The organism is Alicyclobacillus herbarius DSM 13609 (genome assembly GCF_000430585.1).
Lineage (GTDB): Bacteria > Bacillota > Bacilli > Alicyclobacillales > Alicyclobacillaceae > Alicyclobacillus_G > Alicyclobacillus_G herbarius.
Genome location: NZ_AUMH01000001.1, coordinates 95599 through 119198, shown reverse-complemented (window position 1 = coordinate 119198; position 23600 = coordinate 95599). Strand labels below are relative to the sequence as shown.

The 23600-nt window shown below is 59.3% G+C and carries 17 protein-coding genes and 1 pseudogene; 1 reads left to right on the top strand and 17 read right to left on the bottom strand.

Features of this window, described 5'->3' with window-relative positions:
* Positions 1-52: 52 nt before the first annotated feature.
* The 6 genes and pseudogenes from H522_RS0100615 to H522_RS0100590 all read right to left on the bottom strand — a co-directional run bounded on the left by H522_RS0100615 (position 53) and on the right by H522_RS0100590 (position 6635).
* Positions 53-883: a carbohydrate ABC transporter permease gene (locus tag H522_RS0100615; RefSeq protein ID WP_026960820.1), complete on the bottom strand. Its 831-nt coding sequence runs from the start codon at positions 881-883 to the stop codon at positions 53-55.
* On the bottom strand, positions 883-1833 hold the full coding sequence (locus H522_RS0100610; protein WP_245577957.1) for a carbohydrate ABC transporter permease: 951 nt from the start codon (positions 1831-1833) through the stop codon (positions 883-885). The genes H522_RS0100615 and H522_RS0100610 overlap by 1 nt, the downstream gene beginning before the upstream one ends.
* 95 nt (positions 1834-1928) lie before the next feature.
* Positions 1929-3284 carry an ABC transporter substrate-binding protein gene (locus H522_RS0100605; RefSeq protein ID WP_026960818.1) on the bottom strand — a complete coding sequence of 452 codons (1356 nt, stop codon included), beginning with the start codon at positions 3282-3284 and terminating at the stop codon, positions 1929-1931.
* A gap of 49 nt (positions 3285-3333) precedes the next feature.
* Positions 3334-4401 (bottom strand): LacI family DNA-binding transcriptional regulator, encoded by a 1068-nt coding sequence (locus H522_RS16660; RefSeq protein ID WP_035451944.1) that lies wholly within the window; start codon positions 4399-4401, stop codon positions 3334-3336.
* Positions 4402-4574: 173 nt separating this feature from the next.
* Positions 4575-4974, bottom strand: a pseudogene (locus tag H522_RS16655) (SDR family oxidoreductase); the annotation flags it as partial.
* Positions 4975-5234: 260 nt separating this feature from the next.
* Complete coding sequence (locus H522_RS0100590) at positions 5235-6635, bottom strand: sugar porter family MFS transporter (protein WP_035451942.1); 1401 nt, start codon at positions 6633-6635, stop codon at positions 5235-5237.
* A gap of 287 nt (positions 6636-6922) precedes the next feature.
* Between H522_RS0100590 and H522_RS0100585 the strand changes: the two genes are divergently transcribed.
* A complete protein-coding gene (locus tag H522_RS0100585; RefSeq protein ID WP_026960815.1) occupies positions 6923-7954 on the top strand; it encodes a LacI family DNA-binding transcriptional regulator in 1032 nt (343 codons plus the stop codon).
* A 13-nt stretch (positions 7955-7967) separates the two neighbouring features.
* Here H522_RS0100585 and H522_RS0100580 read toward each other — a convergent pair whose 3' ends face one another.
* From H522_RS0100580 to H522_RS0100530, 11 genes are all read right to left on the bottom strand, one after another.
* A complete protein-coding gene (locus H522_RS0100580) occupies positions 7968-8741 on the bottom strand; it encodes a lipase family alpha/beta hydrolase (protein ID WP_026960814.1) in 774 nt (257 codons plus the stop codon).
* A 120-nt stretch (positions 8742-8861) separates the two neighbouring features.
* A complete protein-coding gene (odhB, locus tag H522_RS0100575) occupies positions 8862-10184 on the bottom strand; it encodes a 2-oxoglutarate dehydrogenase complex dihydrolipoyllysine-residue succinyltransferase (RefSeq protein ID WP_026960813.1) in 1323 nt (440 codons plus the stop codon).
* Positions 10185-10196: 12 nt separating this feature from the next.
* Positions 10197-13049 (bottom strand): 2-oxoglutarate dehydrogenase E1 component, encoded by a 2853-nt coding sequence (locus H522_RS0100570; RefSeq protein ID WP_026960812.1) that lies wholly within the window; start codon positions 13047-13049, stop codon positions 10197-10199.
* Positions 13050-13286: 237 nt separating this feature from the next.
* Positions 13287-14084, bottom strand: a complete 798-nt coding sequence (locus H522_RS0100565) for a carbon-nitrogen family hydrolase (RefSeq protein ID WP_026960811.1) — start codon at positions 14082-14084, stop codon at positions 13287-13289.
* Positions 14084-15208, bottom strand: coding sequence for a histidinol-phosphate transaminase (gene hisC / locus H522_RS0100560; protein ID WP_026960810.1), 1125 nt, complete (start codon positions 15206-15208; stop codon positions 14084-14086). Before hisC ends, H522_RS0100565 begins: the two co-directional genes overlap by 1 nt.
* 60 nt (positions 15209-15268) lie before the next feature.
* The gene (locus H522_RS0100555; RefSeq protein WP_026960809.1) at positions 15269-17839 is read right to left on the bottom strand and encodes an MFS transporter; all 2571 of its coding nucleotides are present in this window, start codon (positions 17837-17839) and stop codon (positions 15269-15271) included.
* Positions 17840-17969: 130 nt separating this feature from the next.
* On the bottom strand, positions 17970-20303 hold the full coding sequence (locus H522_RS0100550) for a xanthine dehydrogenase family protein molybdopterin-binding subunit (RefSeq protein ID WP_026960808.1): 2334 nt from the start codon (positions 20301-20303) through the stop codon (positions 17970-17972).
* Positions 20300-20869: a (2Fe-2S)-binding protein gene (locus H522_RS16650; RefSeq protein WP_051343546.1), complete on the bottom strand. Its 570-nt coding sequence runs from the start codon at positions 20867-20869 to the stop codon at positions 20300-20302. Before H522_RS16650 ends, H522_RS0100550 begins: the two co-directional genes overlap by 4 nt.
* Positions 20870-20871: 2 nt before the next feature.
* On the bottom strand, positions 20872-21702 hold the full coding sequence (locus H522_RS0100540) for an FAD binding domain-containing protein (protein WP_026960807.1): 831 nt from the start codon (positions 21700-21702) through the stop codon (positions 20872-20874).
* Between the two features lie 178 nt (positions 21703-21880).
* Positions 21881-22621 (bottom strand): VWA domain-containing protein, encoded by a 741-nt coding sequence (locus tag H522_RS16645; RefSeq protein ID WP_051343545.1) that lies wholly within the window; start codon positions 22619-22621, stop codon positions 21881-21883.
* 111 nt (positions 22622-22732) lie between these two features.
* Entirely contained in the window at positions 22733-23563 is an 831-nt protein-coding gene (locus H522_RS0100530) for an AAA family ATPase (RefSeq protein WP_245577956.1), read from the bottom strand.
* Between the last annotated feature and the right edge of the window lie 37 nt (positions 23564-23600).

The window sequence follows — 23600 nt, the reverse complement described above, 5'->3', positions numbered from 1 at the left end:
GCGCGGTGAAGGCTGTCGAAACGCCAGGGCATCCAAGGTCAGCCTTTGACTGTCAGCCTTTGACGGCTCCATTCGTCAAGCCGCTGACAATCCACTTCCGAAATACAATCACCAACACCACAATCGGCACAATCGACACCACAGAACCGGCGAAAATGGTGCCGTACGGCACGTTGTACTGGCCGCTAAAGAGTGCAATGCCAACCGGAATGGTGCGCATGTTGTCCGCAGAGTTGAAAACCAAGGCCATAAAGAATTCCGTCCACGCGGCAACAAACGTGAAGACCGCGGCCGTGAACAGACCCGGTTTGGTCAGCGGTAGGAAGATGCGCCAAAACGACTGAAAGACGGTCGCCCCATCGACGGTCGCCGCTTCAAGCAGTGCCCCCGGCACCTGCAGGAAATAATTGCGGAGGATCCAGACGGCAAACGGTAAGTTGAACGCTGTATACGGAATGATTAAGGCTTGGTATGAGTTCAACCATCCGGCGGTGCGCAGCAACATGTATAACGGCGTGACAATGGCGATTGGCGGAAACATCGAGATGACCAACAACGCAATCATCAGGGCTCCCTTGCTTCGGATGGGCAAACGCGCCACGGCAAAACCGGCCATACTCGCCAAAACCAAGACCAAAAACGTGCTCACCACCGACACCAAGACGCTGTTTTCAATGTAATGGGCAAATCCGTAGCGATGAAACGCGTCAGAATAGTTACCGAAGGTAAAGTGTCTTGGTAAAAAGGTCGGCGGATACTGACTGATTTCCAAGCCCGGCTTGAAGGAAGTCAGTAACATCCAAATGAACGGAAGTAAAATGAGCACCAAGAACGCAATCAACACGATATAGCCAAACACAGTGCGGGACTTCGATTGAACCATCAGGCTCCCTCCGATTCAACCAGGGATCGGAACGCAGACAGAAACACGAGACAAACCACCAGCACCATCAGCACTGTGGCAACTGCAATCGCGGTACCGGTGCCAAAATGCAAGTTTTGGAACAACGTCTCATACCCGAGAATGGCCAGCGACTCGGTTGCCGTTCCGGGCCCGCCATTCGTTAAGACAAACGGCAGGTCGAAAACGCCAAACGCCTGCAAGATGCGGAACAAGCCGGCGAGGGCGATGCTGCCGCGAAGCAGAGGGAAGGTCACGTGCCAAAACGCGTGCCAGCGGTTGGCTCCATCCATATAAGCGGCTTCATAATACTCATCGGGAATCATCTGCAACCCAGCCAACAAGATAATGACCACAAACGGGGTTGTCTTCCAGATATCTGCAACCATCATGGCGATAATCGCTAGGCTCGGTGTTCCCAGCCACGTGACAGGCGCCCCGATTAGATGCAGGGCTTGCAAAATCGCATTGAGAACTCCGTACACTCCGTTATAAATGTAGGCCCACATTTGCGCGGAGATCACCGTGATAAGCGACCAGGGAATGAGCATGATGACAAGCGAGACATCCTTCAGTCGACGTACGCCATTGATGGCAAGAGCAATCAACATCCCGAAGAACAGTTCAAGGACCACAGTGACAACCGCGTAGTAAACGGTGAACCAAACACTGTGCCAGAACAAACCGCTGGACACAATGGCATGATAGTTCGACAGGCCGGTAAACGATAACGAGAATCCACTGCTTGTCAACTGCACATCGTTGAGACTCATCCAAACGGAGTACAAAATCGGAAATAACGTCACGGCCGCAATCACGATTCCCATCGGCAACAACATGCCGTACCCAGTGCGGCGCTGGCTGTCTAGAAGCGACTTGTCCCGCGGGGACGGTTCCGTAACGGACCAAGTCTCTGTTCGACTCATCGCCATCTCCCTTCCCTCCGTACCGCCAAGAAGCGGGACCGTCCCCGCTTCTTGGAACACATTTCCGATTTATTTATAGACCACCTCTAGCGCACCACCTCTTAGAGCCCGCCGTTACCGCCCAGCGCAGACTCAATCTGCTTCGAAGCATTGCTCAGTGCCTGATTCGTGCTCACGCTTCCCGCCAAAGCCGCATTGACATTGGAATACACGGCTTTCGCGATGGCCGGGTAATTCGGATTCTGAGAGGGCCGAGATACATACTTGACCTTTGGCACAATCGCAAAGATGGGGCTCTTTTGCTTGACGGTCGGATCGTTCTGCACCTGTTTGTTGGTGGGAATCTCACTAAAGTCTTTAGCCAGAATGGTCTGTGCCTCTTTGCCGGTCATCCAGTCGATGAACGCCAAGGCAGCCGGGAGATTCTTGGTATGCGGGTTGATATATAGGTCCCAACCACCAATAGTGCTATAACCGGGGCCGCCAGAAAACGACGGGAGCGCCGTCACACCGACTTTCCCCACCACCTTCGAGGCTTTCGGATCCTGCGAGCTTGGCCAGGCGTACGACCAATTGCGCAAGAAGGCCGCATTCCCTTCCGTGAAGACGTTGAGGGACTCGTTCTCTTGGAACTGCACTTCTGAAGTTGGAGATACCCCGCTGGTGATAAGGCCGCGCATAAAGTTCAGCGCTTTCTTTCCAGCTGCGGAGTCGAGAGCCGGCTTCCCGTCACTGCCCAACACCTGTCCACCAGCGTCCGCCAGGTACTCGTCGAAATCGCATAACAGGCCTTCATAGGACGCCCCCTGCCAGACAAACCCGTACTTGACGAGGCCCTTTTTCTGCAAAATCTCGGAGTCCTTCTGTACGTCCGCCCATGTCTTCGGCACCGGAAGGCCCGCCTTCTTCAGCAAATCCTTGCGATAATAGAGGAAAGCCGTATCGACAAAGAATGGAGCCGCGTACACCTTGCCTTTATAGGTCGCCCCTTGGACCAACCCGTCCGCAAACCGATTCCAGAAAGAATTCGGAACGAGACCGCTCAACGGCTCCGCCAGCTGGTTTGCCGCAAACTGAGCCGGCCATACGACGTCACCCAAATATACGTCCGGGGTGTTCGATCCGCCCCCAATCGCGGTCGTCAGGCTGGCACGGTCAGTGTCTGTGTTGCTGTCCTGGTTTTGCAGCTTCACTTTGATGTTCGGATATTCCTGTTCAAACTTCTGAATCAACGTCTTGCGCAAACCCGTGTGCGTGATAGGCGGCGCCGCCCAGACGATGGTCCCCTTGGCATGGGAAAAGTCGATGGGCTTACTGCCCCCCTTGGCTCCCGCGTTTGCGGTGTTTGTGGCATTCGCCGTGTTCGATGGACTGCTGCTTGTTCCACACCCGGCTACAACGCTGCACGCAAGGAGCGCAGAAACTCCGGCCGCCATAGCTTTGTTCTTACCTTTCATCACAGGACCCCTCCGTGATTGAGATCTTGATGCACAACCGCTGCATCATCTATCGTGAAATGGCTCGTGCATCCGACGATGAAAACAAGCTTGATTCGTGCGCAATCACTCTTACCGTGCCGCGCTCGATAATTTGATGGGGAAGCAAGTGAATGCCCCCATAAGCCTCCTTCGATCCGGTCGCAATCGCATGCAACAGGCACTCGACCGCCTGGCGGCCAATCTCGTGAAACGGCTGAGCCACCGTGGTCAGCCCCGGGGTCATCATTTCGGCCACGTGTAGGTTGTCAAAGCCCATCACCGAAACCTCGTCCGGAACCCGCAACCCGTGTTCCGCGAGACAGCGGATCGCCCCCAGGGCCATTTCGTCGCTCGCGGCAAACACAGCGGAAAACGCGTCCCGCCCCACTCGGGCCACGATACGGTTCATCGCGCGATAGCCTTCGTGAAAGTGAAAATCCCCGTAGTCTAGGAGTTCAGGATGATACTCCAGACCGTAGTGCGCGAGCGCCTGGCGATAGCCTTCAATGCGAGTGGCGCCTGCCACATCGTTGTCCGGTGGCCCGGCGACCATCGCGATGCGCCGATGTCCCCGAGTGATGAGGTAGGCGGTCGCATCAAACGCGGCTTTTACATCGTCCGTACGAAACGCGGCCAGCGGACGAATGCGTGAGTGGGTCAAGGCCAGCACCACCGGAATCCCCAAACGGTCAATCATGGCCTGGTAATCGTCCGTGATCGATCCGCTCGTAAAGATAATTCCGGCCACCTGATGCTGTTTCAGAAACGTAAACCCGTCCAGCGCCCGGTGTTCGTCCAATTGAGCATCGAACAGCAGCACCTTCATCCCGTGCGCCCACGCCGCCTCTTCAATACCCTGATAGAGTTCATTGAAAAACAGGCCATGGATGCCCGGTACCAACAGCCCAATCGTGTTCATGTGCTGAACACTCAAACCGCGGGCAATCGCGTTTGGCCGAAAATCGAGCTCCTCCATGGCCCGCTGCACCTTCCGGCGCGTTTCCACTCCGACTTTGTCTGGGTCATTCAACACACGTGAGACCGTGGCTGGGGATACTCCAGCGTGCTTTGCTACAGTGCGAATCGTGACCTTCATCGACGAAGCCCAATCCCCTCCAGAAGCGCTTTCATAAAACAGTTTCATAAAACGGTTTCAATCGTATCACGTAGACACTATAACGAAAACGGGGGCGCGTGACAAGAGGGGGAGTGGCCCCGATTCGAAAAAGGACGGGAATTCCTATGGTTGTGCTCTGGCGGCGCTATGGGTCATTGCGCGCGGTACCCTCCGTCGATCACGACGGCCTGGCCGGTCACGCTGCGGGCCTTGTCGGACGCGAGGAAGACGGGGTAATCGGCAACCTCCTGCGGAGTGAGCAAGCACCGCTACGGAACAAGCGGGTAGATCACTGTCTACAGCACGCGTTCAACCGGCACATTACGTGTCCGTGCCAAATCTGCCAGCTGGTTGCGAACCAACGGCGTATCGACGTATCCTGGGGCACAGGGCGTTGACCGTGATCCCGTGCGTCGCGCCTTCGAGCACAGCCACTCGGGTCAAGCCAATCACCCCGTGCTTCGCCCGAGTTGTAGGCTTCCTCCCGGCAAAACCAGTGAGGCCGTTCACAGAGGCGATGTTGATGATACGGCCAAACCCCTGATCTTTCATCCTCGTACAGTCGATGGTAGGGGGGGCATCCTCCTCGCGAACGAGATCCGTATTGGCGGCCGCATGATGGACAAACGGTACAAGACAGTCCCAGTTGCCTGCGACGAACAGTTGTATATTGGTTTTGGTTTCTATATTTTACTATTATATAACACAAGGCGTTTATCCTGCGAGTAGAATAAATAAACGCCCAAGGGACGAGCCTAGGGCGTTCTTTCGTTATTTCGTTTGGTTCTCTGTCTGTGTCGACCCGTATCCAATCAAACATTGTGCGAAGGTAACGCATCCTGCCCATCTTGCAACCATTCCGACTGAATTCGTTCCATGGTCTTCCCACTCGTTTCCGGTACGACTACCTTCATGAAGGCCGCCATGACGATACAGCAGAAGGCAAAGATGAAGAAGGTCCAGGTGGCGCCAATGGCCTGCAGCAGGATGGGGAAGAATTGGGCCACTAGGTACGTGGCAAACCAGAGCGCAAACGAAGCGACCGACATAGCGCGCCCGCGGATGGTGGTCGGATAGATTTCGGATAACACAATCCAAACCCCACCACCCCACGACAACTCATAAGCGATGGTGTGTAAAAACACCATACCTAGTACCAGCCACGTGACCATATGCGGCAGCGCGAACACGATGCCCAACACCGCGAGGAAGACCGCCATCGCCCATCCGTTCCACACGAGCAACCGCTTACGGCCAACGCGATCGACAATCATCATCAAGACAATGACAAAGGCCACTTTGATGGCACCAATCCACACGGTGTCGTAAAACGAAGCATTTTGCCCGGCGCCGGCGGCCTTAAAGATCATTGGGGCATAGTAGCCCACCGCATTGGTCCCGGTAAACTGTTGAAAAATGGCGAGCACGATACCGATGAGGATGGCCTTGCGAATCCCCGGGCTAAAGATTTCCTTCCAAAATGAATCCGGTACTGCGCGGATGGATTCATGAATTTCCCGAAGTTCGCGCTCCACATCCTGAGAGTCATGGATCCGTCGCATGATTTCCACCGCCTTGGGCTCGGCACCGTGGGCGATCAAGTAACGGGGGCTTTCCGGCACGAGAAACAACAGGATGAGCAGCAGAAGCGCAGGTATCACACCCATGCCAAACATCCACCGCCAGCCTACCGACTGATTCCACGCAGTAGCATGTGAACTCACAATGGCAGCGTTTACAAAGTACACAATGAAAATCCCGGTGACAATCGCCAACTGATTGGAACCGACTAGCCGACCGCGAATTTTTGCTGGCGCCATCTCAGCGATATAAAGCGGTGACAACAAAGACGCGAGACCAATGCCAATGCCCCCGATGAATCTTCCGACTACAAGCATCGAAACACCTTGTGCCAACGCCGTCACGACACTGGAAATGAGGAAGGTTACACCCGCAATGACAAGCGCTTTCTTTCGACCCAGTTTGTCGCCAAGGTAGCCGGCAATGAGCACGCCGAGCATGGCACCTAGGTCAATACTGCTGGACACTAGTCCTGTCATGGCGGCCGTCATGTGAAATTCCGACTGTAAGAATCCGTTAGCCCCGGCGATCACACCCGTATCATAGCCAAACAAAAGTCCACCTAATGAAGCAATCGCAACGATGACAATTACATAGCCCAGACTCGCCTTTGTCTCACCCTGTTGTTTCATAGAATACCCCGCGCTTACGTGCACTTCATTTCACCTGCCCAGATTTGGTATGATACCTACCTATGCATGAAGGTCACACGGTGCAATTTAACTGTTAATTAACATATGAGACAAACGTTCATCGCAACACTCCTGTTGTCCTATCAATCATCCCCTCTCAGAAAAACAAGCGTCGTTTTGTCGGCGCATCATGAAAAGTTTTATCGTTTCCCATTTTAGTTATTCTGCAGTGAACTCGTCAACATGTTATAATTAACACATTAAATTTGAGATATGGAGTGAATCTCATGGCTACCATGACGGACGTGGCGCGACTCGCGGGTGTATCCGTGATGACTGTGTCGAGGGTCATGAACCGCAGCGGATATGTGAAACAATCCACACGCCAACGCGTGATGGAAGCCGCGCAAAGACTCAACTATGTACACCGCAATCAACACAACCCGAGCCCGGTTGCGACCAAAACCGTCATGCTCATCGTACCGGACATTACCAACCCGTTCTTTACGTTTGTGGCTCGTGGTGCGGAGGATGTCGCCCATAAGCGAGGATACCGGATTTTGCTCGCAAACACAGACGAAAGCTTCGATAAGGAGCGGGAGTACATCCAGATGTGTTTGGATTACCAGGTAGCTGGGGTATTAATCGTTCCAGTGGGCGATCAGTCGCTGACAAATCTGGAATACCTCATCGAGTATCGGGTTCCCTTTGTACTCATCGATCGAGATGTGGACGGAATTGAAATGGACATCGTTAAGGGTGATATCCAACAGGGTTCCAAGCGACTCGTCGAGCACCTTATCCAACTCGGTCACCGACGCATTGCCGCCGTGGTTGGACCTCTCCACAACAGTGCCAGCCGAGAACGCTTGATGGGCTATCAGGAGGCATTAGCAGACCACGGAATCCCGTTTGACGATGCATTGGTACACGAAGCGCCCATGACGCGGGACATGAACACAAACTTCATCGAAGCGCTCGTTTCCATGCCGAACTCGCCCACCGCCTTGTTTGTCGCAAATCTCTTCCAGTATGCCCGGATTACCCATGCATTGTCCCGGCTTGGGATTCGCGTACCGGAAGACATGAGCATGGTTAGCTTCGGCAATACCGACGAACTGGCATCCGTCGATTCAAAACTCACGGCAGCGATACAACCCACGTATAACTTCGGATCTCTCGGTTTGCAACTCCTGCTGGAACGAATCGAAGGGGTACGCAAACACCCGACGAAAATTATCTTGCATTCGGAAATGGTATTGCGTTCATCGACAGCTCCGCCACACCGACCATCGCTTGGGTTACCCGATAACGTTTGACGTGTTGGCATCACTACGAATCGGAGCGGAGAATCTGGGCGATACATGAGGCAACCCGGGAATTGCGAACCAATTGACGGTGGTCGTACGGAAAGTCGCCCAGGTGCCGGGCGCCGAGTATCACGGCAGATGTATGCGGCACTAAGCCGTCGCTTGGAATTTTGTGCCGCCGTCGAAGCACGTGAAATCCCGCCCATACCTCACCCAGGGTGCCCCAGTTCTGAAGGCCTCCGTCGCACGAGCCGCGCAGCGTGAACACCTGGCCTTGGTGCGCCAAATCCAATCCATCCAACGGATGTTCGCGGTTGAACTGGGCCATCGCATCCGGTGTAAGCTCAGCGACCGCCGCGCCAAAGCCAAGCCCACGCGCCAAGACGAGGTACTCGTCCGCCAACGGCGTCCCGTGATGCGGCGTGGCGATGGTTACGAGGTGGCGGACCCGGCCCGGTTCGGAGCCGGCGACGAGGCGCCCGATGAGTCCCCCCATGCTGTGGCCAATGATGTCGATGGGGTTCTCCAACCCCAGCTGCTGCTGGATAAGGTTCAATTTCTGCCGGACGCGTGCAGCCTGCACAAAGGCCGAATGGCGTCCGGGGAAATACGGCCAATTCCGCCCACAGCCGAGGACATTTCGACCTGCCGCCCTCCAGCGCCAAGTCCGCGTGCATTCGTCCGTGTAGACGAGCAAAATACACCGTTCAGGCAGCGCTTGCGCGAGTGTCCGTACGAAGTGCAGGCCATAAGGATGCCAGTTGAGGAGTCCGTGCAGGAGGACCACCGGCCTCATACTCAGCATCACTCACCTTTACACAAGGCGTTCGTCTACAAAATACGTTCGCAAAAGGCGTCCTATACTAAGAACCCCGGCAGGACACTCGCCTACCGGGGTTTATGCGCAATTTTCCGTTCAACCTTCCAGAAGCAGTGTTTCTGGGTCCTCAATCATCTGTTTGATGAGACCGAGGAACTGGACCGCCTCGGCACCATCGACAATCCGGTGGTCATAGGACAGCGCCAGATACATCATCGGACGGATTTCGACTTGGCCGTTGACGGCCACCGGCCGTTCCTTGATGCCATGCATTCCAAGGATACCTACCTGGGGTCCGTTCAAAATCGGTGTGGAGAACAAGGAGCCAAACACCCCACCGTTGGTAATGGTGAACGTCCCCCCCTGCAGGTCCTGCAGGCTCAACTTGTTCTCGCGGGCCTTTTTGGCCAGGCGGGCAATCTCCCGTTCAATCTCCGCAAACGTGAGCCTATCGGCATCCCGCACGACCGGGACAACCAAGCCTCCCTCGGTCGATACGGCCACACCGATATCGTAGTAGTGCTTCACCAGCAGGTCCGTACCCTGGATCTCCGCGTTGAGGAGCGGGAACGCCTTGAGCGCCCCAACCACCGCCTTGGTAAAGAACGACATGAAGCCAAGGCCAACACCATGCTGTTCCTTGAAGGTCTCCTTACGACGCTTGCGCACGTCCATGACGGCCGTCATATCGACCTCGTTGAACGTGGTCAGCATCGCGGCTGTGTGCTGCACCTCGACCAAGCGCTTGGCAATCGTTTGCCGCCGGCGCGACATCGGGACTCGCTCGACGCGCTTATCCTCAGCCGCTGTCGTGGACGCGGACGCTGCTGCAGGCGCAGGAGCTGCCGCAGGCGCGCTCGGGCGTCCTGCCGGAGCGGGCGCCGGGCCCTCTTGACCCGCAGCCGCCACGTCGCCTGCCGTGATACGACCAGCTGGATCGCGGCTAGGAACGGCTGTCAGATCGATGCCGCGTTCCTTTGCGAGACGACGGGCAGCCGGCGTCGCCAAGGCTTGTCCCGCATCAGCCGCCACGGGCGCAGACGGACCTAGCGGGGGCTGGTAACGCGGTCCCTCTTGTCCGGGATTTTGCTCCGCGTTGGCTGCGGCAGTCTGTGGGGCCGGTTGAGGAGCAGCGGGAGCCGCCTCGCTCGGCGCCGCAGCCGTGGTCGCCGATCCCGTGGCCGCGCCCTCGCCGACAATCGCGATGGTTTCGCCGACCTGCACCGTCTCCCCTTCCTGCTTTAAGATCTGCTGTAAGACCCCAGCTTCATTCGAGATGATCTCGACGTTCACCTTGTCCGTCTCCAGCTCAGCCACCGCTTCGCCGGCGCTGACCGTATCGCCGACCTGTTTCAACCACGAGGCTATGGTTCCTTCAACAATCGATTCCGCCAACTCCGGGACTTTGATCTCGCTCACGGGTTTGCCCTCCTACTTCACGGCTGTCTTGGATTCATTGAGCTGCAACGCCTCCGAGACAATGCGCGCCTGCTCCAGGTTGTGCACATCCGGCTCGCCTTCCGCCGGGCTCGAACGCCTGCGCCGACCGATATACCGAACCGCGATATGATCCGCCACCGATGCGTGAATGCGCGGCTCCATGTAATTCCACGCGCCCATGTTCTTCGGTTCTTCCTGCACCCAGACCACTTCTTCCAAGTTGCTGAAACGGCTGACCACCGCCTCGATTGCCTCCTGCGGGTACGGGTACAGCTGCTCCACGCGCACAATGTGGATGTGTTCCAGCGGCTCCGAAGCGGATTCGAGCGCCGTCTCAAGGTCAATCGCCATTTTCCCAGTACACAGAATGAGCCGTTTGACCTTGTCCGGATTCTGACCGAGACCCGACTGTTCCACAATCGGCCGAAACTCACCTTCGCAAAACTCCTGCCACGGCGACGCCGTACGCGGGTTGCGCAAGAGACTCTTGGGCGCCATCAGGACCAATGGCCGCATGTGCGGCGTGCCCAGGCGTGCCGCTTGCCGCCGCAGCAAGTGGAAATACTGCGCTGCGCTCGTCAGATATGCGACCACCCAGTTGTCTTCGGCGGCCAGTTGCAGGTAACGCTCCAGACGCGCGCTGGAGTGTTCCGGCCCTTGACCTTCATATCCATGCGGGAGCAGCATCACAAGGCCTGAGTTCTGCCCCCATTTCGCCCGACCGGCGGCGATGAATTGGTCAAACATCGGCTGCGCCACGTTGGCGAAATCACCGTACTGGGCTTCCCAGAGGACCAGCGTCTCCGGCGCAAACACGTTGTACCCGTACTCGAATCCGAGCACCGCCGTCTCCGTGAGCGGGCTGTTATGAATCGCGAACGTCGCCTTCGCCTGCGGAAGCGCCTGCAGTGGCGACCAGGTGCGCCCCGTATTCGGATCGTGCAGGACTAGGTGACGCTGGGCAAACGTACCGCGTTCCGTATCCTGGCCCGTGATACGCACAGGCGTTCCGTCTTCCAGAATGGTCGCAAACGCCAGCGCCTCCGCCAACGGCCAGTCGACGCGTCCATCTCCCTCCAGGCTCCCTTCACGCCGCTTGAGAATGCGCGCCAGCTTCGGGTAGACGGTAAATCCTTCCGGCCACGTCAACAGGGCTTGGTTAATGGCACGGAGTCGCTCGACCGCCACCGCCGTCTGAACCCGATCCGGTCGCCCTGCATCCGACAGCGGGGATTTCGGCGGATCGACCTCGCCGGCCGTCACGCGCTGATATTCCTCCTGGAGGCGCTGCCCCACGGATTTCTCCATATTTTGAACGTCTTCCGGCCGGACGACTCCCTCAGCGATGAGTGCATCCGCATACAGGGCCCGGACCGTTTTGTGTGCGTTAATCTTGGCGTACATCAACGGCTGTGTTACGGCCGGATCGTCCATTTCGTTGTGGCCCCAACGACGATACCCAATCAGGTCAATCAAAAAGTCGCGGTGGAAGCGAGAACGGTACTGACACGCCAAGGAAATCGCGGCCAGACAGGCTTCCGGATCATCCGCGTTTACATGGACAATGGGGATTTCATAGCCCTTCGCCAAATCGCTGGCGTAGCGGGTTGAGCGGTCGTCGAAACTCTCGGTGGTGAACCCAACCTTGTTGTTCGTGATGATGTGAATCGTGCCACCGGTCTGATACCCGGCCAAACGCGAGAGGTTCAACGTCTCGGCGACCACGCCTTCGCCCGGAAACGCCGCATCGCCGTGAACCAAGACGGCAAACGCCCGCTTCGGGTCCTGTTTCGGTGCTCCGCCACCCGTACGGTCCTCCTGTGCGGCCCTTGTAAAGCCTTCCACGACGGGGTTGACCACTTCCAGGTGGCTGGGGTTGTTCGCCAGGGTCAGGCGGACCTGGACCTCCTTGCCCTCGGTGAGCGAACGGGCCATACCCAGGTGGTACTTGACGTCCCCCGTCCAACCGTAGTTAATGCCCATCGAACCTTCGGAGGGCACCAGTTCCTTGTTCGGTGCAGCGTGAAATTCGGTGAAAATGACTCCGTAGGGTTTGCCCAAGACGTGGGCCAACACGTTCAAGCGGCCGCGGTGCGCCATTCCAATCATCACGTCGCGGGCTCCCGCTTCCACCGCGCAACGGATGAGGTGATCGAGCATCGGCACCAGAATGTCGACGCCTTCAATGGAGAAACGCTTTTGGCCGATAAACGTACGGTGCAAAAAGCGTTCGAAGCCTTCCACTTCCGACAGGCGCTCCAGCAAGGCTCGTTTCTGTTCGGCTGTGAGCGGCCGCTTCAGCGCCCCCGATTCGACTATCTGGTTCAACCAGATGCGCTCCTCAGCCACGTGCACGTGCTCAAACTCATACGCGAGCGACCGTGTATAGATTTCCCGCAGACGGGCAATGGCCGCGCGTCCGTCGCGGACATCGGATGGTGCCTGCGGCCAAATCAGACGCGCCGGAATCTTTTCCAGGTCTGCGTCCGTCAAACCGTAGGTGGACGGTTCCAAATAATGTGTATCCCGATTGGAATCGTCAATCGGGTCAATGCGGGCTGCCAAGTGTCCATATGTACGGATGTTGCAGACCAGTTCGGCGGCAGCCAACACCTTCTCCAGGTCATGGCCAGCCGTTGCCGTCGCTCCGCTGACCATCCCAGTGACGGTCCCTGCCTCGTCGCTCGGCGGCGCGCCAAACTCATCGAACAAGCGACGCACAGACTCGTCTACCGATTGCGGGTCTTCCCGGTAGCGTTCGTACAATTCGTTGATGTACCCGAGATTGGGACCTAGAAACTCCCGCCACGGATTGTGCGTGTCGGCTGATGTCCCATTCGCCATACGTCCATCTCCTCATCTCGGAATCGCTCAATCGCTTTACGTAGCGTGAGGAATAATTCAACTGGCCATACATGCTAAAATGCGTGTCCGGACGACCTCTCAAACACAGCAAAGCGCGCCATCTCAGCCGCGCGATGTATGGTAGCTACCTGCTGCCGCAACTGATCCTACCACTCAGGTATGGTGGTGACAAGTACGGGATAGCCTAAAAACCGGAAACTGACATGAAGTCGTAATTCACGTACGATTCACTTTCGCTTGGTAGACGTCTGGCCGCGCGTCGCGCAGCACCGACATCGCGCTGCGCACCTCCTCCACCTTGGTGAGGTCAATGTCCGCATAGAGAATACCCGGCTCTTCTCCGCCTTCGACCACCATTTCTCCCCACGGGTCTACGACAAGCGATCCGCCCGCAAATCGGTCCTGGTCATTCCACCCGGACATGTTGACCGCCACGACGTAAGCCTGGTCTTCAATCGCCCGGGCCGTGCACAGCGCACGCCAATGCGCGGCCCGCTGTACAGGCCACTCCGCTGGGATGAAGATCACCTTCGCCCCGGACAGGGCGAACCGGCGAGCCAATTCCGGAAAACGCAGGTCGTAACAAATCATCACCGCGGCCTCGTTGCCGGCCAGCGTAAAGGTATTGGCCGCTTGGCCGGGAACCAGGTACCGGTCTTCGGCCATCAAGCCAATCAAGTGGACTTTGCGGTACACATGCACCAACTGGCCGTTCGGCGCAAACGTGCAGGAGGTGTTGGCCACCCCCTCCGGACCACGCACAGGCCATGATCCGGCCACCACCCACAAACCCAGCCGTCGCGCCGCCTCGGCCATACGCGCCCGGGTAGGACCGGTGAGCGTCTCCGCGTGTTCCTCAAGGCGCCCAAAGTCGTAGCCACTGGTCCACATCTCGGGCAGCACAGCCACATCCGCGCCGCCCTCGCGAGCTTTGGCCAGCATCTCTTCGGCGGTTTGCCAATTCCGTTCTCGCTCCCCTTGCCACACCTGCATCTGACACAGGGCAATCCGCATCATACCCCTCCTCTCTGGAGGATTTCCTCGACAACCTCTGGGAAAACCCGAGCGAATTCATCTCGCTGCGCGGGCGTCCCAACCGTCACCCGGATGCAGCGACTGAGCGGTGCTACCCCTGGCATGCGGATAAACACGCCCTGGGCGAACAGACGGTCGACCAACTGCCGGGCCATCGCTTCACTGCCCACATCAATGGCGACAAAATTCGTGCGTGATGGGAGTGCTCGATATCCCAAGCGGGCGGCTAATTCCGCATACTCGCGACGACCGCGGTCGGTCTCGGCAATTACGTAAGAGAGAAATTCACCGTCGCCAAGGGCCGCCAGCGCCCCCACCTGGGCCAGGCGGGCGACACCAAAGTGCAGCCTGACCTTATCCATCGCGGCCACGACGTCGGGTGCGGCGATGAGATAGCCAATGCGCGCCCCCGCCATTCCATACGCCTTGGAGAACGTCCGCATCCGAATCACCCGCGGGTCATCCAGGGACAACGGCAAAGCCGAGTCCGACGGCGCAAATTCGATGTACGCCTCATCGAGAATCACGAGGCAAGACTCGGGCAGTTGCGCGAGAAACGCCGCCACCTCGCTGCCCTCGTAGTACGATCCGGTCGGGTTGTCGGGATTGGCGAGGTACACGAGTTTTGCCATGACCTCCCGCGCCGCCTGGGCGAGCGCGGGCAAATCGTTTTTGAAGTCGGCCGTGTACGGAACAAAGTGAAGACGACCGCCATGGCCCGTGACGTGATAGTTAAAGGTCGGATACGCCCCGGCTGACGTGACAATAACGTCGCCCGGTTCAACGAACAGGCGCACGACCAGACCGAGCAGGTCGTCAATCCCGCAGCCCACGGCGATGGATTCAAACGGCACCTGGTGCCGGTCCGCCAGCGCCTGGCGCAAGTCGTAATTTTCCGGATCGCCATACCAGGCCTGCTCTGCCAGATGCGCCTCCATGGCCGCCAACGCTTTGGGTGACGGGCCAAACGAGCTCTCGTTGGCACCCAGTCGTAGGCGAACTGACACCCCGGTCTGACGTTCCAACGCCTCCGGGGCAACGAATGGAACGGACTTGGGCAGCTGCTGGATAAGCTGGGTAAACTGATTTTGTAAATCGGTCAACGTGGTCTCTCCTCCAATGGATAGTGCGTGTCCGGAAAGGGGCCCCTTTCCGGACTGTTCTTATAACGAGTCCGCTCCCGGCGCCGCAGTCCCCTCTGGATTGGCTGGCGTACCACGAGCCCCGGTGCCCACCCGTACACCCCCGTCGGTAGCCGCCACCGAATGCGAACCGAGGTGCTCCTCCTGTATGTACACCAACGCCTCACACGTTTCCGATAAGACGGTCGCCTGAAAGTGAATCATGTCTTCGACGTCCGGAAACTTCTCGTGCCGGTGGCACGTCTGCAAACGGAATCCGCCTGCCCCAAACCGTTCCAGGCTTCCTTGGCGGATCATCCCCCTCAACACGCGCGCGGTCGCCTCCGTCAGATGCGTCTTCTCGACCGCTTCCGGCACGAGATGTGGGCCTAGCTGCCCCTCATCCGCCACCTCCGGCACCAACTGCGCGCCGGGCGGCAAGGCACAGAGGACCTGGCGGAAACCCGCGCAAGCCTCTTCCAGCGCAAACACCGTCCCGCTCGGCAACTTCGACAACCACGTACAAATCAGTTGACTGACGGTGACCGGGCGCGCTGCCGCCAAGAGGGCGTTGACGGCGTCCACATCCGTCCGCAGGTGGGCTGGGATGGAAACGATGCGAATATAGAGCGTCAGTCTCCGGTTTAGGTACGGATCGTAACTCAGAGCAAAGGCGTAGAGCGCCCTCGCCCACGGGGCCAGTTCATTGTACGACTGACGAAAACGCGTCATTTTTCCGTCCTGAGAATACCGCCCTTCGGGCGTCAGGTAAAGGGTCCGTCCAGACTCGAACACCATGCGGATCTCGGCCAGCTGCCGTTCGATGCGGGCGCGCTGCCCTACACGCAGTTGTTTGCGTACCTCCGGGACCAAACAGGTCATGGGCGCCCGTATTTGGCCACGCTCAGCCCATCGCCGCCCCCACAAAGCGGACAACCGTACATGCCCGGGCAGGTTGAGGCGCGCAAGCCACGCGTCGGTAAACACCTGCGATAGCGGAACGTCACCCAGCAGGGTACGGGCTTCGTACGCGTAGCTGTGGATGGGCCGCGCCAACGGCTGGTTTTCAATCGGCACCAAACCAAGTATTGGAAATAGACGATGCAGGTTCAGCCGGTACAATAAAGGGCGCAGCCAGTTTGGACCGCGAAACGCGAGAAACCCTGGTTCAAACAAACGCTGACTGGCCACATAGTGAATCGGATGGCGCCACCCCGTACGGAGCGTGAGCCAAGCCGGGATGACCATGCCTTCTAAATCGTGTTGATGATTCGAAATCACCAGCGTGGGGCCACTCATCTTCGGGATGCGGTCGAAAAAGCGAACCCGATAGGCGAGACGTACGTAGCCAGCAACCAAGGCGGAAACGAATACGCGCAGCGGCGCCCCCCACCAAGGGGATGGTAAACGTTGGGACACGGCATTCGTCTCGGCTCGCGAAACCGCCTGCGCGCGAATGGACCAGACCACCCAGGCACCAGCTAGAAAGGAGGCAGCCGCCAAGAGAAACAAGTTCCGGTAACCGGACGCTGGCGTGGCGGCCGTCGTGAGAATCACCCCGCCCACCATCGGCGCGAGCACTGTGGGAATGGCCGAGGCCACCCCCCAAATCCCGAGGTCTCGGCCGGCGTGCTCCATGTCGGGTAGAACATCGACCGTCAGCGCCCAACTGGTGGCCAAGAACCCCCCATAGCCGAGACCAAACAACAGCGCAAAGCCCAAGATCCACTGTTCGGACTGTAAAAAGGCGAAGCCGCCCGCAGCTACCGCCATCGGCAGAATGGAGACAGCGGTCAGGCGACGACGTCTCCCTGCATGCGCGAAACGTCCAAGGAAAATGCTGGCCCCCACCGAACCGATAAGCGACAGCCCAGCGACGAAGGCTGTGTCCTGAGACGGATTGGAAATCCGCAGCACGTCGTGAAAAAAGTACAGGACAAACGTCATCAACAAGGTCATACCAAACGAAATCAGCGTCTGAGCCAAGAAAACGCGGACAAAATTTCCTCGCCGTCCGAGCCGTTGGGCAACCGAGGAGCGAGGTGTGGACTTAGAACGCGGCAGACAGACGGTGGTGATAAGAAATCCGGCACAAATTACGCCAGCCATCGGTAAGAGCGAAACCTTGGGTGACCAAGCGGCCGTCACCAGCCCGAAAATCGTGCCCAGCAAAATCGCAGCCCCGTTATAGCCGGACGCGACGCCGCGCAGAGATGGCGGCACCACCTCCGACCAAAGCGCCTGGTAGGCCACCGTGGCCATGCTGTGACCGAGCATCGTCACCAGACAACAGACGACAAACCAGGTGTAGTCTTGCGCCAGGTACATGCCGACAAGCCCCAGCGCGTTCAGCGCGCCGCCAATGCGGATGCTACCGTGGCGGCCGCCCAGCATCCCCCGATCAGCCGAAAACCCCACCACAGGCGGGATAATCATGGCGACCAAGGCGCTCAAGGTGGCCAACTGCGCCAAGGCGGCGGTGTGTTGGGCCGGGGACAATCGAATCAACAGGGCCGGCACCGCAATGGTCAACAGCGCGGAGGACTGAAAGTTGAGGGCAAACGCATAGATGTTGACGGTGAACAACAGGCTTTGACCACTCTCTTTACCCACTTCGGCCCGCTCCCCCCGTGACACAGGTGTTTATTCTCAGTCTACTCTTTTCCAGGCCGAAAGAGAAAGAGAAGCAAGAGCGCGCCCGACCCGAGGCCGGACAGGCCCTTGCTTCATGGAGAGCGAGCCATCAGGCAGTATGACTACCCTGTTCCACCCATCTGACGATTTGCTGCGGACGAATCGGGATTTCCGTAACCAGCACACCAAATGGCGCCAACGCGTCGGAAACCGCGTTGGCCAACGCCGGGGGTGCCGCAATCAGCGACCCTTCTCCCATCCCCTTGAAACCGCCGACGTTGTCTGAGGGTGTTTCGATGTGTTCCACCCGCATCCGCGGCACATCGGTCGCGGCCGGGAGCAGATAGTCCATTAGCGACGTGGTCACCAGCTGCCCATTGTCGTCGTAGCGCAGCTCCTCCAAAAAGGCGCTGCCAATGCCCTGAGCCACGCCGCCATGAATCTGTCCTTCGACAATCATCGGGTTAATCAGGCGACCGCAGTCGTTGACCACCGCATAATCGAGGACCTTGACGAAGCCCGTGCGGGTGTCCACCTCGACCAGAGCCACGTGCGTGCCGTTGGAATACGTCGTCGCCATGGGGGGCTTGTAGCGCACAACGACTTCCAGCCCCGGCTGCATGTCCTCCGGCAGTCGAGCGACGTCCGTGTAGGCAATGCGGGCTAGATCCTGAATCGAATACGAGCGTGCCGGCACCCCTCGGACCTGGGCATGGCCCGAGACCAGCTCGACATCTTCCTCCGCCGCCTCCAACAGGTGCGCAGCCAGCTTGACCAGCCGCTGCCGCAGCTTCTGGCTGGCCACAATGGCCGCACCGCCGCCGATGGTCCCCGATCGGCTGCCACCGGTGCCCCCGCCGAAGGGAGCGCTGTCCGTATCCCCGTGGATGACCACCACATCGCCGATGTCCACGCCGAGTTCGTCCGCAATCAACTGCGCCATGGTCGTCTCGTGGCCCTGCCCAGACGGTCCTAGCCCCAGCGCGGCCGTCACAGTTCCGGTCGGCTCAATACGAATCGATGCCGCCTCGTACGGGGTCGATCCGGCCTCCGACTCGGCGCCTGCTGACGGTTCGACGAACGTGCAGATGCCAATCCCCAGGTACCTTCCCTGCCGGCGCCACGTCTCCTGGTCACGCCGAAAGCGTTCGTAATCAATCAGCGCCAGCGCCTGCTCCATCGACTCCGCGTAGGAACCGGGATCGTACACATTGCCGGTGGCCGTGTGGTACGGAAAGTCCTCATCGCGAATGAAATTGACGCGGCGCACGTCAGCAGGGTCTTTTCCGAGTTGGCGGGCCACCAACTCGACAATTCCCTCCTGCACCTGCGCCCCGACCGGGCCTCCGACGCCGCGGTAGGCACCCACCGGCGCTTTGTTGCTAAAGAAGCAATCCACCGTGATGGACACGTGCGGAATCTTATACGGACCGGTCAACATGCTCGTGGCCCAGCCGGCTTCCCCGACGGCGCCTGGAAAACCTAAAAACGGGTAGGCGCCGGTATCCCCAAAGACATGGTCCCGAACCGCCAAAATCCGTCCTTCATCGTCAAACGCGACCTCTACCTCGTGGCGATTGTCGCGCGCGTGCGCGTCCGCCAACAGGCTCTCCGTCCGGTCGCTGACCCATTTTACCGGGCGCGCGAGCCGCCTGGCGGCGTCGGCGACAAGCAGGTATTCCGGATAGAGCATCGCCTTGATGCCAAACGCCCCGCCGACCTCAGGCACTACCACGCGAATCTGGTTTTCCGGCATCCGCAACAATTCCGTGAGCTGAGAACGAAACTGGTGCGGCGATTGGTGGGAAACGTATACCGTCAAGCGTCCGGTGGCGGGGTCCAACTGCGCCATGCAGCCTCGCGGCTCCATGGAGACGCCGGTCTGCCGGTGTGTCACAAACGTGGCCTGCGCCTTATGGGGCGCGCTGGCGAACACCTCGGCGAAGCCTTCCGTTTCATGTTCAGTATGATGAAAAACGTTGTCCCGGTGCGCATGCACGCGCCGTCCTTGCGGCGACAGCGCCGCAGCCGCGTCGAGAACCGGCGGCAGCGGGTCGTAGCTGATACGCACCAACTCCGCCGCGTCTTCAGCAATGTATCTGTCTTGTGCGAACACCGCCACGACGGGTTCGCCGACGTAACGAACCTCGTCCTTGGCGAGCACGGGCTGGCCGACTTCGTAGTGCTTGGTATATAAGGAAATGTCACAATCGTCCGCCGTCCATACCGCGTGCACACCAGGCAGCGCCGCCGCTTCCGCCACGTCAATCGCGCGAATCCGCGCCGCCGCGCGATTGGAGCGGACAAACGCTACATGCAGCGTTCCGGGGAGATCGATGTCATCCAGGTAACGTCCTCGGCCGCGCAACAGACGCGCATCTTCCAGCCGCGTCACCCGCGCGCCGGTGAGGCGTGGTTTGAGTGGCCCTGGAGTGAGTGTCATGCCCCATTCCCTCCTGTCGCCGCTTCCCGTCCATCGACCGCCGCTTCGGTCTGCCCCGCCGTGGGTTCATGGCGGGCGCGGGCCGCGCTTAGCACCGCCTCCACAATCGACTGGTAACCGGTGCAGCGGCAAACATTCCCCGATATCACGTCACGAATCCTCGCCTCGTCCGGGTTCGGGCAGGTCCTGAGTAGCGCTTCGGCCGTGACAATCATGCCCGGCGTACAAAATCCGCACTGCAGGGCGTGATGTTCCTCAAACGCTGCCTGCAATGGACTCAAGCCCTGTTCCGGGGTCAATCCCTCGATGGTCGTGATTTCATGCCCTTCCGCCTGTACAGCAAACAAGAGACAACTGCGCTGAGGCTGCCCGTCGACGAGAACGGTGCAGCTGCCGCAGACCCCCTGCTCACACCCGACGTGAGTCCCGGTGAGACCCAACTGATGGCGCAGGACATCCGATAACAGCCACCGTGGTTCCACGTCCAGCGTATGCCGATGGCCGTTGACCACCAGCGTCACTCGGGTTGTGGGCCGATTGGCCGTCGAATACTCACGCACAGACATCTTCACATCCCCCTCCCAGCCACGGCTCGTTGGTACGCCTGTTCGGCGGCCGATTGGGCAATCCGTCGACGGTACCAAGCCTCGTCTTCGTCTTCGGGAGCGTCCACGTCGACCAGCGCCTCCGCGAAAACTTGTTGCCGCCGCAAGCCCTCGCTAGGCAGTTCCAGCTCGCGGCGTTCCGGTCGGCCGCCCACGCCAAACCAGGTCACGGCCCCCGCGCCGCCTCCGGCGTACACCTCGACAAACGCCCCAGCAAGGGCGAAATCTCCGGGACGCCGCGCGTGCTCCGCAAACCCAAAACGAGTCTCGGTCGGCACCGGTAGCTCCACTGCCGTCAAAATTTCATCCGTCCCAATTCCGGTCATGAGATAGCCATAGAAAAACTCGTCCGCAGGCACGCGCCGGACGCCATCGGCGCTTTGCAGCACCAATTCCGCGCCCGCCGCAACCATGGCTGCAGGCAGCTCCGCCGCGGGATCCGCATGCACCAAGGATCCGCCGATGGTGCCGCGGGTGCGAATGGCCCAGTGCCCGATTTCGCCAGCCGCTTCCGCCAAAGCCGGGAAGCATGCCCGCACGGTTGAATCGGTATGCAGCTGCTGATGCCGCACCACCGCCCCGATACGCAGGCGGCCGTGCACCACTTCAATCGTTGTCAGTTCTGTCAGTCCATTGATGTCTACCAGCACACTCGGTCGACTGAGGCGGAAATTCATCAGTGGAATCAGGCTTTGCCCGCCCGCAATCACCTTGGCATCCGGCTCATGGGCCAGAATGTCGAGGGCTTCCGCCAGGGAATGCGGTCGGACATAGGAAAACGAGACTGGTTTCATCGAAGTGTGCGGCGCTTGGCCCCCCACGGTCCGGCATGGGGAGGAGCGCCGCGACCCTCCCTTCGAGTTCCGAATTCGTATCCACTAGGCGATGAAGGGTCCGTCCGGGGTCAACTTGACGCGAAGGCATGGCACTTACCTGCCTTGCGTAGCAACCACGAACCCGGACGACCGCCTCTCATTCCCAGGCCACACGCAATAAATCGGGGACCGAATGACCTGGGTACATCCGGGTCACGTACGGTCTAGCCGCGAGGAGGGCGCGAGTTTTCAGTTCAAACCCAGGCGTCCCCAGCCAGGGATGAACCCATAAGATGCGGCTGCCCGCCTTTCGCATCGCGCGCAGCGCGTCCGCCAGCACAGCCGGATCGCCCGCGTCCCATCCGTCGCTGACGACGAGGACGGTCGTAGTTTCCGAAAGCCAATTCGATCCCTGGCGCTGAACCCACTCTGCGGCGGTGTCGCCCAAGCGGGTCCCACCGCGCCAAAGCTGGCGCAGGCTCTGCAGCGCCTGGCATGTACCCGGGTACGGCCGGTGAAACAACGCCGTTGCCTCGACGAGACGGTGGGCAAACAAAAACACGCCCACTTGTGGCAAGTCGCGGACGAGCGCGTACACCCAAGGCATGTACAGCGGAATAAACTCGGCCATCGACGCCGACACATCCCAGAGGACGACCAAGCGCCCTGACTGGAAGCGGGAACGCCGCGCGACAAAGTCAGGTCCTAGTTGCCCCGTCTTCGTCCATTCCCGGAGGGAACGACGCCAGTCGACGCCGCTGGCGCCGCGCTTACCCCAAGAGCGACGACTGCGCATCAGCGGCAGCCCAACCGCCTGAATCGGCCGCGCCGCCCAGGTTGGCAAGTGCGGAGGTAAACCGTCGATGTCTCCCCCTGCACCGCGGCTGGCACGCCCCATCCCCAGCCTTCCTACCGGAAGCAAAGGCGACGTACGAGGTGCCAGCGACTGCGCTTGTACCGCCCGGTCCATCGCCCGTTGCGCCTGAAAGAGGGAGGAAACCGGTTTCTTTCAGGTATCCGGTTCCACCAACTGCGCCAGACGGGCACGTACCGTCTCGAGGTCCAGGCTGTCCTTGATGACGCAGCCCAAGGTGCGTGACACCCATTCGTACGTCCACGTACCGTGCGAGACCAGGTAGGCTTGCCCCCAGTCGATGGTCTCCGCGAGTCCAGGCGGTTTCTGCAGATCCCAGGAACGCATTTGCTGAACCGCTTGCACCAAATTCTCCGCTGCACTCAGGGGCAGACCCGGAACATGCAGACGCAATACCTCACGCTCCTCCTGTGGGCTGGGCCAGGTGAGGCTGTGATACAAGCAACGCCGACGCAAGGCGTCACTGAGCATGCGCGTGCGATTGGACGTAATTACGACCACGGGCTCGACACGGGCCGTAATCGACTGCCATTCGGGCACGCTCACCTGAAATTCGGCAAGAAACTCCAGCAGCAAGGCTTCAAAACCGGCGTCCGCCCTATCAACCTCATCAATCAACAACACGGCCCCGCCGTCGGAAAGGAGGGCCCGTGTCAGTGGCCGCGGCAAGAAGTACCGCTCGGTGAAGACGTCTGCATCCGCGTGTCGCGAGAGGTCGGCCAGCTGCTTGTGGTAGTTCCAGTCGTACACAGCCGCAGCCGCATCCAGGCCTTCGTAGCACTGCAGGCGGACCAATTCACGACCCAGCGCGAGAGACAACGCCACAGCCAGCGAGGTCTTGCCGACGCCTGCGGGTCCCTCCAGCAACAGCGGACGCTTCAGGGATAGCGCCAGATCCACCATCGCGGCGAGGTCCTCATCGGCAATGTACCCGTTTTCGTGCAAGCGCGGTGCAATTCCAGGCAACACCCATCCTCCCTACTCTTTGCAGGCTCAACTCCTC

Bases quoted from the DNA above. Each gene is read 5' to 3' on its own strand.
- H522_RS0100580 (WP_026960814.1), bottom strand. From the start codon at position 8,741: ATGAGGCCGGTGGTCCTCCTGCACGGACTCCTCAACTGGCATCCTTAT.
- H522_RS0100610 (WP_245577957.1), bottom strand. From the start codon at position 1,833: ATGGCGATGAGTCGAACAGAGACTTGGTCCGTTACGGAACCGTCCCCG.
- H522_RS0100590 (WP_035451942.1), bottom strand. From the start codon at position 6,635: ATGAAACAACAGGGTGAGACAAAGGCGAGTCTGGGCTATGTAATTGTC.
- H522_RS0100540 (WP_026960807.1), bottom strand. From the start codon at position 21,702: ATGAAACCAGTCTCGTTTTCCTATGTCCGACCGCATTCCCTGGCGGAA.
- H522_RS0100550 (WP_026960808.1), bottom strand. From the start codon at position 20,303: ATGACACTCACTCCAGGGCCACTCAAACCACGCCTCACCGGCGCGCGG.
- H522_RS16660 (WP_035451944.1), bottom strand. From the start codon at position 4,401: ATGAAGGTCACGATTCGCACTGTAGCAAAGCACGCTGGAGTATCCCCA.
- H522_RS16645 (WP_051343545.1), bottom strand. From the start codon at position 22,621: ATGGGGCGTGCCAGCCGCGGTGCAGGGGGAGACATCGACGGTTTACCT.
- H522_RS0100615 (WP_026960820.1), bottom strand. From the start codon at position 883: ATGGTTCAATCGAAGTCCCGCACTGTGTTTGGCTATATCGTGTTGATT.
- H522_RS0100565 (WP_026960811.1), bottom strand. From the start codon at position 14,084: ATGCGGATTGCCCTGTGTCAGATGCAGGTGTGGCAAGGGGAGCGAGAA.
- H522_RS16650 (WP_051343546.1), bottom strand. From the start codon at position 20,869: ATGTCTGTGCGTGAGTATTCGACGGCCAATCGGCCCACAACCCGAGTG.
- H522_RS0100605 (WP_026960818.1), bottom strand. From the start codon at position 3,284: ATGAAAGGTAAGAACAAAGCTATGGCGGCCGGAGTTTCTGCGCTCCTT.
- H522_RS0100585 (WP_026960815.1), top strand. From the start codon at position 6,923: ATGGCTACCATGACGGACGTGGCGCGACTCGCGGGTGTATCCGTGATG.
- H522_RS0100570 (WP_026960812.1), bottom strand. From the start codon at position 13,049: ATGGCGAATGGGACATCAGCCGACACGCACAATCCGTGGCGGGAGTTT.